14 protein-coding genes are annotated in these 14,181 nt (G+C 69.5%); 6 read left to right on the forward strand and 8 right to left on the reverse strand.

From position 1 onward, the window contains the following. Positions 1–51 precede the first annotated feature (51 nt). The gene (gene prmC / locus FB560_RS10825; RefSeq protein ID WP_141872366.1) at positions 52–912 is read right to left on the reverse strand and encodes a peptide chain release factor N(5)-glutamine methyltransferase; all 861 of its coding nucleotides are present in this window, start codon (positions 910–912) and stop codon (positions 52–54) included. Positions 913–1,012: 100 nt separating this feature from the next. Between prmC and cysK the strand changes: the two genes are divergently transcribed. Next, positions 1,013–1,951, forward strand: coding sequence for a cysteine synthase A (cysK, locus tag FB560_RS10830; RefSeq protein WP_141872367.1), 939 nt, complete (start codon positions 1,013–1,015; stop codon positions 1,949–1,951). Between the two features lie 26 nt (positions 1,952–1,977). Continuing rightward, positions 1,978–2,529, forward strand: a complete 552-nt coding sequence (gene epsC, locus FB560_RS10835) for a serine O-acetyltransferase EpsC (protein WP_233444092.1) — start codon at positions 1,978–1,980, stop codon at positions 2,527–2,529. Between the two features lie 15 nt (positions 2,530–2,544). On the opposite strand, the gene FB560_RS10840 is transcribed toward epsC, so the two are convergent. From FB560_RS10840 to lysA, 6 genes are all read right to left on the reverse strand, one after another. Further along, on the reverse strand, positions 2,545–2,949 hold the full coding sequence (locus tag FB560_RS10840) for a phage holin family protein (RefSeq protein WP_141872369.1): 405 nt from the start codon (positions 2,947–2,949) through the stop codon (positions 2,545–2,547). 32 nt (positions 2,950–2,981) lie between these two features. Continuing rightward, positions 2,982–4,061 (reverse strand): peptide chain release factor 1, encoded by a 1,080-nt coding sequence (prfA, locus tag FB560_RS10845; RefSeq protein WP_141872370.1) that lies wholly within the window; start codon positions 4,059–4,061, stop codon positions 2,982–2,984. Between the two features lie 11 nt (positions 4,062–4,072). After that, positions 4,073–5,977, reverse strand: coding sequence for a transcription termination factor Rho (rho, locus tag FB560_RS10850; RefSeq protein ID WP_233444094.1), 1,905 nt, complete (start codon positions 5,975–5,977; stop codon positions 4,073–4,075). Between the two features lie 154 nt (positions 5,978–6,131). Beyond that, entirely contained in the window at positions 6,132–7,070 is a 939-nt protein-coding gene (thrB, locus tag FB560_RS10855) for a homoserine kinase (RefSeq protein ID WP_141872371.1), read from the reverse strand. Between the two features lie 2 nt (positions 7,071–7,072). Then, a complete protein-coding gene (locus FB560_RS10860) occupies positions 7,073–8,377 on the reverse strand; it encodes a homoserine dehydrogenase (RefSeq protein ID WP_141872372.1) in 1,305 nt (434 codons plus the stop codon). Next, positions 8,374–9,816, reverse strand: a complete 1,443-nt coding sequence (gene lysA / locus FB560_RS10865) for a diaminopimelate decarboxylase (protein WP_141872373.1) — start codon at positions 9,814–9,816, stop codon at positions 8,374–8,376. The genes FB560_RS10860 and lysA overlap by 4 nt, the downstream gene beginning before the upstream one ends. 147 nt (positions 9,817–9,963) lie before the next feature. On the opposite strand from lysA, the gene FB560_RS10870 reads away from it, so the two are divergent. The 4 genes from FB560_RS10870 to FB560_RS10885 all read left to right on the forward strand — a co-directional run bounded on the left by FB560_RS10870 (position 9,964) and on the right by FB560_RS10885 (position 13,272). After that, positions 9,964–11,013: a YihY/virulence factor BrkB family protein gene (locus FB560_RS10870; RefSeq protein ID WP_141872374.1), complete on the forward strand. Its 1,050-nt coding sequence runs from the start codon at positions 9,964–9,966 to the stop codon at positions 11,011–11,013. Between the two features lie 63 nt (positions 11,014–11,076). Continuing rightward, positions 11,077–11,988 (forward strand): alpha/beta fold hydrolase, encoded by a 912-nt coding sequence (locus tag FB560_RS10875; protein WP_141872375.1) that lies wholly within the window; start codon positions 11,077–11,079, stop codon positions 11,986–11,988. After that, the gene (locus FB560_RS10880) at positions 11,957–12,538 is read left to right on the forward strand and encodes a TetR/AcrR family transcriptional regulator (RefSeq protein ID WP_141872376.1); all 582 of its coding nucleotides are present in this window, start codon (positions 11,957–11,959) and stop codon (positions 12,536–12,538) included. The genes FB560_RS10875 and FB560_RS10880 overlap by 32 nt, the downstream gene beginning before the upstream one ends. 2 nt (positions 12,539–12,540) lie before the next feature. Further along, positions 12,541–13,272, forward strand: a complete 732-nt coding sequence (locus FB560_RS10885) for an alpha/beta fold hydrolase (RefSeq protein ID WP_141872377.1) — start codon at positions 12,541–12,543, stop codon at positions 13,270–13,272. Positions 13,273–13,296: 24 nt separating this feature from the next. Here FB560_RS10885 and FB560_RS10890 read toward each other — a convergent pair whose 3' ends face one another. Further along, complete coding sequence (locus FB560_RS10890) at positions 13,297–14,148, reverse strand: LmeA family phospholipid-binding protein (protein ID WP_141872378.1); 852 nt, start codon at positions 14,146–14,148, stop codon at positions 13,297–13,299. Positions 14,149–14,181 lie beyond the last annotated feature (33 nt).

A 14,181-nucleotide genomic window follows, 5' to 3' on the forward strand; every position in this document is an offset into this window, starting at 1 on the left:
ACGGTTCGATTCTATCCGGGGACGACGGGGCTGATGCTCGGAGTGCCGTGATCAGGCGCGCACGGCCGTGGTGGCACGATCGCGGAGGGTCAGATCGCGGTGCGTGGCAGCCGCACGCCACCCTTCCGCGACGAGGATCTCTCGGATCGACGCCCCCTGCAGCTCCCCGTGCTCGATCACCAGCAGGCCGCCGGGACGGAGCAGTTCCGCCGCCCTCGTGCTCAGCACCCGCACGAGGTCGAGACCGTCGGCCCCGCCGTACAGCGCCATCGCCGGGTCGAACAGCCGGACCTCCGGATCGCGCGGGATCGCCTCATCCGGCACGTACGGCGGGTTGGAGATCACCACGGATGCGGTGCCGTCGAGCTCGGGGAACGCCTCCGCCATGTGCGCGAGGACCAGGGTGAGGTTCTCGACTCCGCTCGTGTTGCGGCTCGCCCAGACGTGCGCCTCGGGTGACAGCTCGGCGGCGAAGATCCTCGCGTGAGGCACCTCTGTCGCCATCGCCAGCGCGATCGCGCCGCTCCCCGTTCCGAGGTCGATCCCGATCGGGGCGGGCTCCGGCGCGTTCAACAGCGCATCGATCGCGAACTGCACGACCGTCTCCGTCTCGGGGCGCGGGACGAACACCCCGGGCCCGACCTGCAGTTCGAGATGCCGGAACGGCGCCGTCCCGGTGATGTGCTGGAGCGGCTCCCGCACGGATCGGCGCACCACGAGCGCGTCGATCCGCTCGGCGTCCGCTGGGGCCACCTCGTCACCGCGGATCAGGGCGGCCTGCACCTCTCCTCTGCGGAGGCCGAGCACGTGACCGGCGAGGAGTTCGGCGTCGACCAGCGGATCGGGGACGCCGGCGTCGGCGAGACGCTGCGCCGCGCCGCGCACGAGGGCGGCGAGAGTGTTCACGGACATGGCTTCCAGCGTAGAGCGCCGGAGGGTGTCACAATGCCGACCCCTGATCCGACCTCGAATAGGCTGGTGCCGCACTGACCCGCATCAGGAAGGCTCTCCCATGCCCGGCATCCATTCCGACATCACGACCGCATTCGGCAACACTCCGCTCGTCCGGCTGAACAATGTGACGGAAGGCCTGGGGGCGACTGTGCTCGCCAAGCTCGAGTACTACAACCCCGCATCGAGCGTGAAGGATCGCATCGGCATCGCGATGATCAACGCGGCCGAGGCGTCCGGCGAGCTGAAGCCCGGCGGCACGATCGTGGAGTCCACGAGCGGCAACACGGGCATCGCCCTGGCCATGGTGGGGGCGGCCCGCGGCTACAAGGTCATCCTGACCATGCCGGCATCCATGTCGAAGGAGCGGCGGGTGCTGCTCAAGGCGTTCGGCGCCGAGATCGTCCTGACCGACCCCACCAAGGGCATGAGCGGCGCGATCGAGGTCACGAAGCAGATCGTCGCCGACACCCCCGGCGCCATCTGGATCCGGCAGTTCGAGAACGCCGCGAACCCGCAGATCCACCGGGAGACCACCGCACCGGAGATCCTGCGCGACACCGACGGAGACGTCGACATCTTCGTCGCCGGCGTCGGTACCGGTGGCACCGTGACCGGCACCGGTCAGGCGCTGAAGGCAGCGAAGCCCGATGTGCAGGTCATCGCCGTCGAGCCGAAGGACTCCCCCGTCCTGAGCGAGGGCCACCCCGGCCCTCACAAGATCCAGGGCATCGGACCCAACTTCGTCCCGGCCATTCTCGACCGCGACGTGCTCGACGAGGTCATCCCCGTCGAGTTCGCGGATTCGCTGCGCGTCGCCCGTGAGCTCGCAGCGAAAGAGGGCCTGCTCGTCGGCATGTCCGCGGGCGCCGCCGTCTGGGCAGCGCTGCAGGTCGCCGCACGACCCGAGAACGCCGGCAAGACCATCGTCGTCATCATCCCCGACACCGGAGAGCGCTACCTCTCGACCGCGCTGTTCGAAGACCTGCGCGAGGAGTGACGGAGCTGAACGGCATGATCGGCCGAATGCGCGAAGACATCGTGGCGGCGAAGCTGCGCGACCCCGCCGCACGCAGCACCGTGGAGGTGGCCCTGCTCTATCCCGGACTGCACGCCATCTGGGCGCACCGCGTCTCCCACGCGCTCTGGCGGCGGGGATTCCGGCTGCCGGCCAGGGCTGGGTCGCAGATCTCGCGCTGGCTCACCGGCATCGAGATCCACCCGGGAGCGCAGATCGGCCGGCGGTTCTTCATCGATCACGGCATGGGCGTCGTGATCGGCGAGACCGCCGAGATCGGTGACGACGTCATGCTGTACCACGGTGTGACGCTCGGTGGCCGCACACGTGAATCGGGCAAGCGGCACCCGACGCTGGGAGACGGCGTCGCGGTGGGTGCGGGTGCGAAGATCCTCGGCCCAATCACGATCGGCGCCGGCTCCGTGGTGGGCGCGAACGCGGTCGTCACACGGGATGCTCCGGATGACAGCATCCTGATCGGGATTCCCGCGAAGCCCCGCCACCGCCTCGTCGGCGAGGACACGCGCGCGCTGCTCACCGCACCCGACTACTCGATCTGACGCCGAGAGGTCGTCTCAGCGACGACCGCGCGCTTCCTTCACCTTGCGCTTGACGAAGATCATCGGCAGCAGCACGCTGCCCAGTGCCGTCACGAGCCAGACGATCACGGAGCCGAGGATCCACCCGGCAGCGTCGGTGATGCGCAGGCCGCCGATCGGCAGCAGCACGACGATCACCAGAGCGATGAGGGTGGAGAAGATCCCGATCCCGCCCAGCAGCACCGGCGCGTAACGATCGGCGATCTTGGTGATCCAGGGCGAGAGGATGCTCTGCAGCAGCGCGAAGATCAGGATGCAGACCACGAAGCCCCACCATTTCGACCAGACGATCTCGAATCCGTCGAGGACGAGGTCGGCGACGATGAGTCCGATGGCAGCCGACAGGAGGTAGATGCCTGTGCGGAAGAGAAGTGTGATCACGCGCTGAGCCTATCGCTCCGCGCGAGCCCCCGTCAGGAGTCGGAGCCGACGGCAGCCAGGCGCGCTTCCTCGTCAGCCGAGATCGCCGAGGCGATGAGAGGCTCGAGAGCGCCGTCCATGACCTGGTCGAGGTTGTACGCCTTGAACCCCGTGCGGTGATCCGCGATGCGGTTCTCCGGGAAGTTGTAGGTGCGGATGCGCTCGGAACGGTCCATGCCGCGGATCTGCGACTTGCGGGCATCGGATGCCGCCGCGTCGAGCTCCTCCTGCTGCTTGGCGAGGAGCCGCGCACGCAGCACGCGCATTCCGGCCTCACGGTTCTGCAGCTGCGACTTCTCGTTCTGCATCGACACCACGATCCCGCTGGGCAGGTGGGTGATGCGCACGGCGGAGTCGGTCGTGTTGACCGACTGCCCGCCCGGACCGGACGAGCGGAACACGTCGATCTTGAGGTCGTTCTGGTTGATGGCGATCTCGTCGGGCTCGTCGACCTCGGGGAACACCAGGACGCCGGTGGTCGAGGTGTGGATACGCCCCTGGGACTCGGTCGCCGGCACCCGCTGCACGCGATGCACACCGCCTTCGTACTTCAGATGCGCCCAGACACCCTGCGCCGGGTCGGAGGACGACCCCTTGATCGCGACCTGCACGTCCTTGTAGCCACCGAGATCGGACTCGTTGCGTTCGAGGAGCTCGGTCTTCCAACCCTTCGACGCGGCGTACTGGATGTACATGCGCAGCAGGTCGGCGGCGAACAGCGCCGACTCGGCGCCGCCCTCCCCCGCCTTGATCTCCATGATCACGTCGCGCGCGTCATCGGGGTCTCGAGGGATCAGCAGTCGACGCAGCTTCTCCTGCGCGGCCTGCAGCCCCTCTTCGAGCACGGGGACCTCGGCGGCGAACGCCTCGTCCTCACGGGCGAACTCGCGCGCGGCGTCGAGGTCGTCGGATGCGGCGACCCACGCCTCGTGCGCCGCGACGATTCGTGACAACTCGGCGTAGCGGCGGTTGACGCGCTTCGCCCGCGCGGCGTCGGCGTGCACCGCCGGGTCGGAGAGTTCCTCCTGCACCCGGCGATGCTCGTCGATCAACGCCTGGACGGACTCGAACACAGCGGCTCCGCTCAGCGGATGTTGTTGTCGTGCCCGTGAGCGCCGGACGGCAGCGTCGGGATCGACTTCTGCATCTGCACGAGGAACTCGACGTTGGAGTTGGTCTCCTTGAGCTTGCCGAGTACGACCTCGAGGGCCTGCTGCTGGTCGAGGCCGGCGAGGGCGCGACGCAGCTTCCACGTGATCTTGACCTCGTCGGCCGAGAGCAGCATCTCTTCGCGGCGGGTGCTCGACGCGTTGACGTCGACCGCCGGGAAGATGCGCTTGTCGGCGAGCGAGCGCGAGAGACGCAGTTCGCTGTTGCCGGTGCCCTTGAACTCCTCGAAGATGACCTCGTCCATCTTGGAACCGGTCTCGACGAGCGCGGTCGCGAGGATGGTGAGCGAGCCACCGTTCTCGATGTTGCGCGCGGCACCGAAGAAGCGCTTGGGCGGGTACAGTGCGGAGGCGTCGACGCCACCGGTCAGCACACGGCCGGACGCGGGGGCGGCGAGGTTGTACGCGCGGCCGAGGCGGGTGATCGAGTCGAGCAGCACGACGACGTCGCGGCCGAGCTCGACCAGACGCTTGGCACGCTCGATCGCGAGCTCGGCGACCGTGGTGTGGTCCTCAGCGGGGCGGTCGAAGGTCGAGGCGATGACCTCGCCCTTCACCGTGCGCTCCATGTCGGTGACCTCTTCGGGGCGCTCGTCGACGAGCACGACCATGAGGTGGACCTCGGGGTTGTTCTGCGCGATCGCGTTCGCGATCTGCTGCAGCACGATCGTCTTGCCGGCCTTGGGCGGCGCGACGATGAGTCCGCGCTGGCCCTTGCCGATCGGGGCGACCAGGTCGATGATGCGCTGCGTGAGCTTCTCGGGCGCCGTCTCCAGACGCAGACGCTCCTGCGGGTAGAGAGGAGTGAGCTTGCCGAACTCGACGCGGGTCGCGGCGTCGTCGATCGACAGACCGTTGATCGAGTCGACCTTGACCAGGGCGTTGTACTTCTGGCGCCCGGGCTGGTCACCCTCGCGCGGCTGCTTGATCGAGCCGACGATCGCATCGCCCTTGCGCAGGTTGTACTTCTTGACCTGTCCGAGCGAGACGTAGACGTCGCTGGGGCCGGCGAGGTAGCCGGTGGTGCGCACGAACGCGTAGTTGTCGAGCACGTCGAGGATGCCGGCGATCGGGATCAGGACGTCGTCCTCGCCGATCTCGGTGTCGAACTCGTCGGTCGGGGCACCGCTGCGGCGCTTGTTGCGCTGACGGTTGCGACCGTTTCCGGCCTGGTCGTCGTCAGCGGCCGGCTGCGCCTGCTGCTGGTCCTGCGCGGTGCCGCTCTGGCCACGGCCACGGTTGCGGCTGCGGTTGCGGTTGCGGCTGCGGCCGCCCTGCTCATCACCTTCGCCGGAGTCGGATGCGCCGTCGGAGGTGGGCTGCGCGTCAGCGGGCGCCGACTCGGCGGGCTGCTCGGCCGCGGGGGCCTCTGCGGCGGGCTTCTGCGCGCCGCGGCGGCCACGGCCGCTGGTCTTGGGGGCGGCCTCGGCCGGAGCCTCGGTCGTGGTGCTCTCGGCCGGCTTCTCGGCGGCAGGAGCCTCAGCCGGAGCGGCGGGCGCCTCGGCGGCAGCGGCAGGCGCCTCGGAGGCGTCGGCCTTCTTGGCGCGGCTGCGGCGCGGCGCCTTCGCCTTCGGAGCCGCCTCGGCAGCGTCGCCGTCGGCCGCGGGAGCGGCTGCGGGTGCGTCTGCGGCGGGCGCCGACTCCGCCTGTGCGGCGGCAGCCTTCTCGGCCTTCGCAGCCGCGGTGGCGCTGGTGGCGCGGCGGGGCGCACGCTTGCGCGCCGGAGCGGCCTCCGTGGCCGCATCGGCGTTCACGGCAGCAGCCGGCGCATCGGCGACCGGTGCGGACTGGTCGTTCTGGGTCTCGGAGAAATTCTCCACGAGTACTCCCTCATGTGTCATGGGAAAAGAGCGTTGTACGCGCACAACGGGTGCTGCGCGCGATCGCACGGGCTGACGCTCGGCGTCAGCCGGCCTGGGCACGTGTGCCAAGGGGTTCGCGTGCGGGTCTTGCAGAGTTGCAATGGGGCCAGATTCACGAAGCTTCGTGGAAGCCCTCCGCTCGATCCCCCACTGTACCACCACGGACGTCGACGGCGAGCAGCAGCGCCTCCCACGGGGTGTCGGTCACTTCGTCGGCCAGTTCGACCGCGTCCTGACGGCTGCCGGGGCCGTCCGCGAGCACCAGCACGCTGGGTCCCGCCCCGGAGACGACCGCCGCGAATCCGGCACCGCGCAGAGCCTGGACCAGGCGCTGCGTCTCGGGCATCGCCTCGGCACGGTAGTCCTGATGCAGCCGGTCGGCAGTCGCGTCCAGCAGCAGCTCCGGACTCTGCATCAGCGCCGCGATGAGCAGCGCCGAGCGCGAGACGTTGAACACGGCATCCGCTGTGGACACCTGGGGCGGCTGCAGCGAACGGGCCTGCGAGGTCGACATCGTGTACGCCGGCACGAGCACGAGCGGCGACACCCCGCGGTGAACCAGGAGCTTCTTGTGCTGCGGGCCGCGCTCGCCCATCCACGCGATGGTGAGACCGCCGAACAGCGCCGGAGCGACGTTGTCGGGGTGGCCTTCGATCTCGGTCGCCAGCCGCAGCAGGTCACCGTCGCCGATCTCGACGTCTCCCGCCAGCAGCCCCTTGGCCGCCAGCACGCCGGCGGCCACTGCGGCACCGGAGGAACCGAGCCCGCGGCCGTGCGGGACACCGTTCTCCGCGACGATGCGCAGGCCCGGCAGGGGGCGTCCGGCGTCCGCGTAGACGTGTGCGATCGTGCGGACGATGAGATTGGTCTCGTCGCGCGGGATCTCCGCGGCACCCGACCCGGAGACCTCGACCTCGAGGGTGCCGGCCGGGAGCTCGGTGATCTGCAGCGTGTCGTAGACGCTGAGCGCCAGACCCAGGGTGTCGAAGCCGGGTCCGAGGTTCGCGCTGGTGGCGGGGACGCGCACCTCGACGGTGCGGCCCTGCGCCATCGTCACTCGCCTTCCACGCGCAGCACGGAGACCACGCGCTCGACCACGGAGCTGCCGGCCAGCGCATCGACGGTCGCGCTGAGCGCGCTCTCGGCAGCGCGGTGCGTGCCGATGATCAGACGTGCCGTCGGCTCCGCCTCGCCCTCGACGGTCTGCACGACGGTCGCGACGGAGACTCCCCCGTCGCTGAGGATGCCGGCGACGGTGGCGAGCACACCGGGTGCGTCCGCGACTTCGAGCGTGATCTGGTAGCGGGTGGTGACGTGCCCGATCGGGACGATCGGCATGTTGGCCCTGGTCGACTCCCCCACCCCGACACCGCCGGCGATGTGGCGACGCGCGGCGGACACGACATCGCCGAGCACAGCGGAGGCGGTCTGCACTCCCCCGGCACCTGCGCCGTAGAACATGAGCGATCCCGCGGCCTCGGCCTCGACGAACACGGCGTTGTTCGCGCCGTGCACGGAGGCGAGCGGGTGCGACTGCGGCACGAGTGCCGGGTAGACGCGCACCGAGATGGACTCGTCGCCGTTGGCCTCGATGCGCTCGCAGACCGCGAGCAGCTTGATGACGAAGCCTGCGGAGCGAGCCTCTTCGATCATCGAGGCCGTGATGGAGGAGATGCCCTCGCGGTGCACGGCGTCGAGCGGCACAGCGGTGTGGAAGGCCAGGCTCGCGAGGATCGCTGCCTTCTGCGCCGCGTCGTAGCCCTCGACATCCGCGGTGGGGTCCGCTTCGGCGTACCCCAGACGCTGAGCGTCCGCGAGCACGTCCGCGAAGTCCGCACCCTCGGTGTCCATCCGGTCGAGGATGTAGTTCGTGGTGCCGTTGACGATCCCCATGATCCGAACCACGCGGTCGCCAGCGAGCGAGTCGCGCAGCGGACGGATGATCGGGATCGCGCCGGCAGCGGCGGCCTCGTAGTACACGGACGCCCCGACACGGTCGGCTGCTTCGAAGAGCTCGGGCCCGTGGGTGGCGAGAAGGGCCTTGTTGGCCGTCACCACGTCGGCGCCCGAGCCGATCGCCTGCAGGATGTTCGTGCGGGCAGGCTCGATACCGCCGATCAGCTCGATCACGATGTCGGCCCCGAGGATCAGGGACTCGGCGTCGGTGGTGAACAGCTCCTGGGGCAGGTCGACGTCGCGAGGCGCGTCGAGGTTGCGCACGGCGATGCCTGCCAGCTCCAGGGAGGCTCCGGCGCGATCGGCGAGCTCGTCTCCGTGGCGCAGCAGGAGTGCTGCGACCTGGGAGCCGACAGCCCCGGCGCCGAGAAGCGCCACACGAAGTCGTCGGTACTCTGTCATCTTGCTCCTTCTGAGGTGGACGGACGCGATCGGTCGGACTCGCGTCCGCCGTCGATGCCCGCGTCCCGCGCGAGCAGATCGTCGATGGTCTCGCCTCGAACGATCACTCGGGACTTCCCGTCGCGCACGGCGATCACGGGAGGACGCGGAACATGGTTGTAGTTGCTCGCCAGGGAGACGCAATAGGCGCCCGTGGCGGGAACGGCGAGCAGGTCACCCGGGACGAGATCGCCCGGGAGGTATTCGTGGTCGACGACGATGTCGCCGGATTCGCAGTGCTTGCCGACGACGCGGCTGAGCTGCGGAGAGCCATCACCGACACGCGAGGCCAGACGCGCGGAGAACTGCGCGCCGTACAGGGCGGGGCGGGCGTTGTCGCTCATGCCCCCGTCGACGCTGATGTAGCGACGGACGGCACCCGACTCGACGGTGACGTCCTTGGTGGTGCCGACTTCGTACAGCGTGACCCCGGCGGTGCCGACGATCGCCCTGCCCGGTTCGAACGAGAGCGCCGGGATCGCGATCCCCCTGGCGTCGCACCCCTGCGCGACGGCGGCGACGATCTCGGCCGCGAGCTCCTCGATCGGGGTCGGGTCATCGACCCGCGTGTAGGCGATGCCGAAGCCGCCTCCGAGGTTGAGCTGCGGAACGGGGCCGCCTTCGAGAAGCGTGGCGTGCAGTTCCAGGACGCGGGATGCCGATTCCCGGAACCCGGCGACGCCGAAGATCTGGGAGCCGATGTGGCAGTGGAGTCCGGCGAAGTCCAGCCCGGGGATCTCACGGATCCGCGCGACGGCCTTCTCCGCCTCCGGCAGTGGGAATCCGAACTTCTGGTCCTCGTGGGCCGTGGCGAGGAAGTCGTGCGTCTCTGCGTGGACGCCGCTGATCACACGGACGAAGACCCGCTGGACGGCGCCGGTACGCGCGGTGATGGCCGACAGCCGTTCGATCTCGATCTCGCTGTCGACGATGATCGAGCCCACGCCGACGTCGACGGCTCGCTGCAGTTCCGCAGTGGACTTGTTGTTGCCGTGGAAGCCGATCGCGGCGGGGGCGACGCCCGCGGCGAGCGCGACCTCGAGTTCCCCGCCCGTGCACACGTCGACACGGAGGCCTTCGTCGACGACCCACCGGGCGATCGTGGTGCACAGGAACGCCTTGCCCGCGTAGTACACCTGTGCGGTGGTCCCGTGCTCGGCGGCCGCCCGGTCGAAGGCGCTGCGGAATGCCCGCGCGCGCGTGCGCACCTCGTCCTCGTCGATGACGAGGAGGGGCGTGCCGTAGGTCTGGACGAGAGCGGTCGCGCTGAGGCCGGCGAGCACGAGCGCGCCATCGACATCGCGGATGGCGGAGGCCGGCCAGACGCCGTCGGCGAGGTCGTTCGCGTCATCGGGCTCGACGAGCCATTCCGGGGCGAGCGAGTCGGCAGGGGAAAGCAATGAGCACCAATCGTGGGACGGATCTCGGGCTGAACGCGCACTTCGAGGTTGACCCGATTCTAGGGCACCGTCCCCCGCCCCTCCGTCATGGTGACGCGCGGCGTCAAGCCCCTGTGGCGGTTCCGCGCAGGCTCATAGGGTGGAGTGGTGGTGAACTCAGAATCGCGATCCGAACCTCCCGCCCGTCCCGGCCTCGTCGAGCGCATCACCGGCCCGATCATCGCCTGGGCGCTCGCTCGTCGCCTCGTGCGCGCCGCCCTGCTCTACTCGGAGCGCCGCGGACCGATGTTGGCCGACAGCGTCACCTACCGCGCGCTGTTCAGCGTCTTCGCCGGGGTGCTGCTGGGCTTCTCGATCGCGGCACTGTGGCTGGCCGGGAACCCGGTGGCCTGGCAGGCGATCATCGATGCCGTGCAGTCCGTCGTGCCTGGACTCATCGGCGAGGAGGGCGTGATCAAGACGGAGGATCTCAAGGCACCGGCCACCCTGTCGATCGCCGGAGTGATCTCGCTCGTCGCCCTCCTCGGTTCCGCTCTGGGGGCGATCGGCTCACTGCGCACGGCCGTGCGGATCCTCGCCGGGACCGCGCACGATGACATCCTCTGGATCTGGGTGCTGTTGCGCAACCTCGGCCTGGCGCTCGCAATCGGTCTCTCGTTCGTCGCCGCGGCCTTCCTCACGTTCGCCGGGCAGCTGGGAGTCACCTGGCTCAGCGGACTGCTCGGTCTGCCCGAGAATTCGCCTCTCGTGCTCTGGGGTGTGCGCCTGCTGTCGCTCCTGGTGGTCTTCGCGCTCGACGCCGCTCTCATCGCCGGGATCTTCCGCGTGCTGTCCGGTGTGCGCGCGTCGGCACGTTCGCTCTGGGTCGGCGCCCTGTTCGGTGCCGTCGGGCTGCTCGTGCTCCAGGAGCTCTCGGGGCTGTTCATCGGAGGTGCGACGAGCAATCCGCTCCTCGCCTCGTTCGCGTCGCTGCTCGCTCTGCTGATCTGGCTGAACTTCTCGGCGCAGGTGATGCTGATCGCGTGCGCCTATGTGGTGACCGCCGAGGAGGAGACGAAGGACCGCGTGCACGCCCGATTCGGTGCCACGACGTTCCCGCAGCGCCGCCTCCAGCGCGCGGAGGTCGACGTCCGCGTCGCGACCGCCGAGCTGCGCGCGGCGCAGCGGGCACTGTCGGGCGAGAAGCCGGACGCCTGAATCGCCTCTCGCCGACCCCGTTGTGACCGATCCAGGTATTCTGGTCACAACGGAGGGACGCGCATGGCGGAGCACCGCAGGCACATCGCACTGTCGATGGGCATGATCTCTTACGTCGAGTGGACCCCCGTGGTTGAGACCGGATCCCCCGTGCTCCTCCTGCACGGCGGCGGAACCGACAGCGCGACGCTCTCGTGGGGCGAACTCGCGCCGGCGCTGACAGCCGCCGGCCACCGAGTCGTCGCCCCGGACCATCCGGGGTTCGGTCGGAGCCCTCGCCTGCACGACCCGCTCACTCAAGAGAGACTCGCCGAGTACCTGGCGGAGTTCATCGATGCCCTCGCACTCGACGACTATGTCATCGCCGGGCTCTCGATGGGCGGCGGCCTCACCATCAGCCATCTGCTCACCCAGCCGAGACGAGCCCGTGGCGCCGTTCTCCTCGGAACGTATGGGGTGATGCCCCGCGTGACCGACGGACGCTTCAGCGCACTCACGCACTACCTGACCTTCCTCCTGTTGCGCACGGGTCTGCTGAGCGCGGTGACCGCGGCGTACTCCCGCAGTCCCGCCTCGATGGAACGAGGGCTGAAGGACATCGTGCGCACGGAGAGGGCGCGCACACCCGCTCTCCTCGCCGCGGTGATGGCCGAGGCGAAGACGGGAACAGGGCTGGCCGCCTTCGGCGAGTGGCAACGGGATCAGGTGCTCTGGAATCGCTTGCGCTCGGTCTACATCGACCGTCTGCCGACGATCACCGTCCCTGTGCTGCTCGTGCATGGCGAACAGGATCGTGGCGTCCCTCTTGCACGCGTCGAGAGCGCCGCCGCCGCCATCCCGCACGCCACGCTGACGGTCGTACCCGGTGCGGGGCACTGGGTTCAGCGCGATCGGCCGGACATCGTCATCCCCGCCGTCCTCGGCCTTCTGAGGAGGATCGACCGTGCCACGCCCCCTGGTTCCGAATCGACGTGACCGCATCCTCGATGCCGCCGAGGCCCTGATCCTCGCCCACGGGTTCGATGCGGTGAGCGTCGCCACGATCGCGGCGCAGAGCGGAATCGGGAAGGGCGCCGTGTACCTCGAGTTCGCCGGCAAGCGCGAGATCCTCGATGACCTGCTGCGCCGAGCGGTCAACCAGGTGAGGATCCGCGTGCAGGAGGAGGTCGGCGACGATGCTCGCCTGAGCACCGCGTATCGGGCTGCGGCCCGTGCGGTGATCTCCGATCGACTGATGACAGCCGCCTTCCTCGACGACCAGGGCGTGCTCGGGCGACATGTGGATACCGTCTCCGACGCGCGCTACCGTGTGCGGCACCGCGCTGTGGTCGAGTGGCTGCACGTGCTGCAGCGGCAAGGTCGCATCGCCGAGGAGGTCACGCCGGAGCACCTGGCGCTCGCGCTGTCGAGCGCCACCATCGGGCTGCTCTCTGCGGCTCGACTCCTCGGTCCGATCGGATCGCGGGAGCTGGAAGGCGCGATCGACGCACTGGGCGCGATGGCCGCGACATTCGAGAGAGGCTGACCATGCACGTATCGACATCCGGTGATGCGCGGAGCACGCCCCTGCTGCTCCTGCATGGAGGCGGCGTCGCCGGATGGATGTGGGAACCGACGCGTCGGCATCTCGCCGATGGACGCCGTCTCCTCATCCCCGATCTCCCCGGCCACGGACGCAGCTCCGACCAGGACTACGTCTCCCACGACGAGACGGTCGCCCAGCTGGTGACCGTCCTCGAGCGCGAGGAGCGTCCGGCAGCGGTCGCAGGCTTCTCGCTGGGCGCGCAGCTCGCCGTGCTGTTGGCCGCGCGGCGGCCCGATCTCGTGGATCGCGTGGCTGTCGTCAGCGCCCAGGCCGTGCCGCTCCGTGCACCCGGACCAATGCTCGCCCTGCTCCGCGCCACCGCCGGCCTCGCGAAGATGGAGTGGTTCGCGAAGCTGCAGGCCTCAGCGCTGTTCGTGCCGGAAGACCTGCTGCCCCTCTACGTGCAGACGTCAGCGGGCATCTCGCGCGAGACCCTGCTGCACGCCGTGGGCGACAACATCGCCTTCCGTGTGCCGGACGGGTGGAGCGGGTTCCCCGGCCCCGCGCTCATCCTCGCCGGCGCACGCGAGAAGCCCCTCATGAAGAAATCGGCCGCGCTCCTGCACTCGGAGGTCCCGCACAGCATCCTGGAGCTCGTCGAGGGCTGCGGTCATGGCATCCCCCTGCAGCAGCCCGCATGGTTCGCGCGCCGGATCGAGACCTGGCTCGGCTGACCGGCCGGACAGCCGCTCCGCTTCTCAGGACGTCGGGCAGACGCCTTTCTCCAGCAGCGTCTCGTCCGTGACGATCGCTCCGTTCACATCGATGTCGATGACCGCCTCGCTGCCGACGATCTCCAGACCCGTCAACGTCAGACCGGCGGGCAGCTGGTCGGCGATGCAGATCTGCTGCGTCTGGGTGAGGTTCTCCCCGAGCGAACCCAGCGTCGACCCGACCTGGCCGGCATCGATGACCAGGCCTCCCACGCTCAGCTCGACCGGAGTGAGTTCGAGGTCGCCGTCCGCCGCACCGGGCGTCACGGTCAGCGCGACCGGGATGTCGATGCCGAGGACGGACACCGTGCCGGACACCGTGGCGTTCGGAGCCTCGAACGCGACCGTGTCGACCGGGAGATCGGTGTCGGCGAGGAGCGCGGTGAACTGGGTCTGATCGATGCGGATCGTGCCGGATGCGCCGCCGAGGTCACCGCCGCGCAGCGGGATGCCCGTGGCCGTCACATCCGCGGCACCCGTGATCCCTTCCAGAGTCACGGAATCCGTGGACAGGTGCAGGCTGTCGAGCGTTCCGCCGATCAACTGCGGCAACAGGATGCCGTCCGCCTCGACGTCGAGCTGCTGATCGGCAGGCAGGTCCAGTTCGTCGATCACGAGCGAGCGGACGACGCCGGGCAGCACCGCACGCGCGATGAACTCCGCGGCCACCACCAACAGGCCGAGCACCACCACCACGATGAGCAGGACCCAGGGCCAGCGGCGCCGCTTCGCGCGCACCGATGACTCCGGTGCCTCCGTGATCTGCCCCGGGATGACGAGCGTCTCGTGCTCGGCGGCGGCGTCCGGGTACGGGAGGGTGTGGTTGTCGTCGCTCATGCTGACATCCTGCCCTACCGCGCCTGGTCGCCC

The sequence above is a fragment of the Microbacterium saperdae genome (assembly GCF_006716345.1).
In the GTDB taxonomy this organism is placed as follows: Bacteria; Actinomycetota; Actinomycetes; order Actinomycetales; family Microbacteriaceae; genus Microbacterium; species Microbacterium saperdae.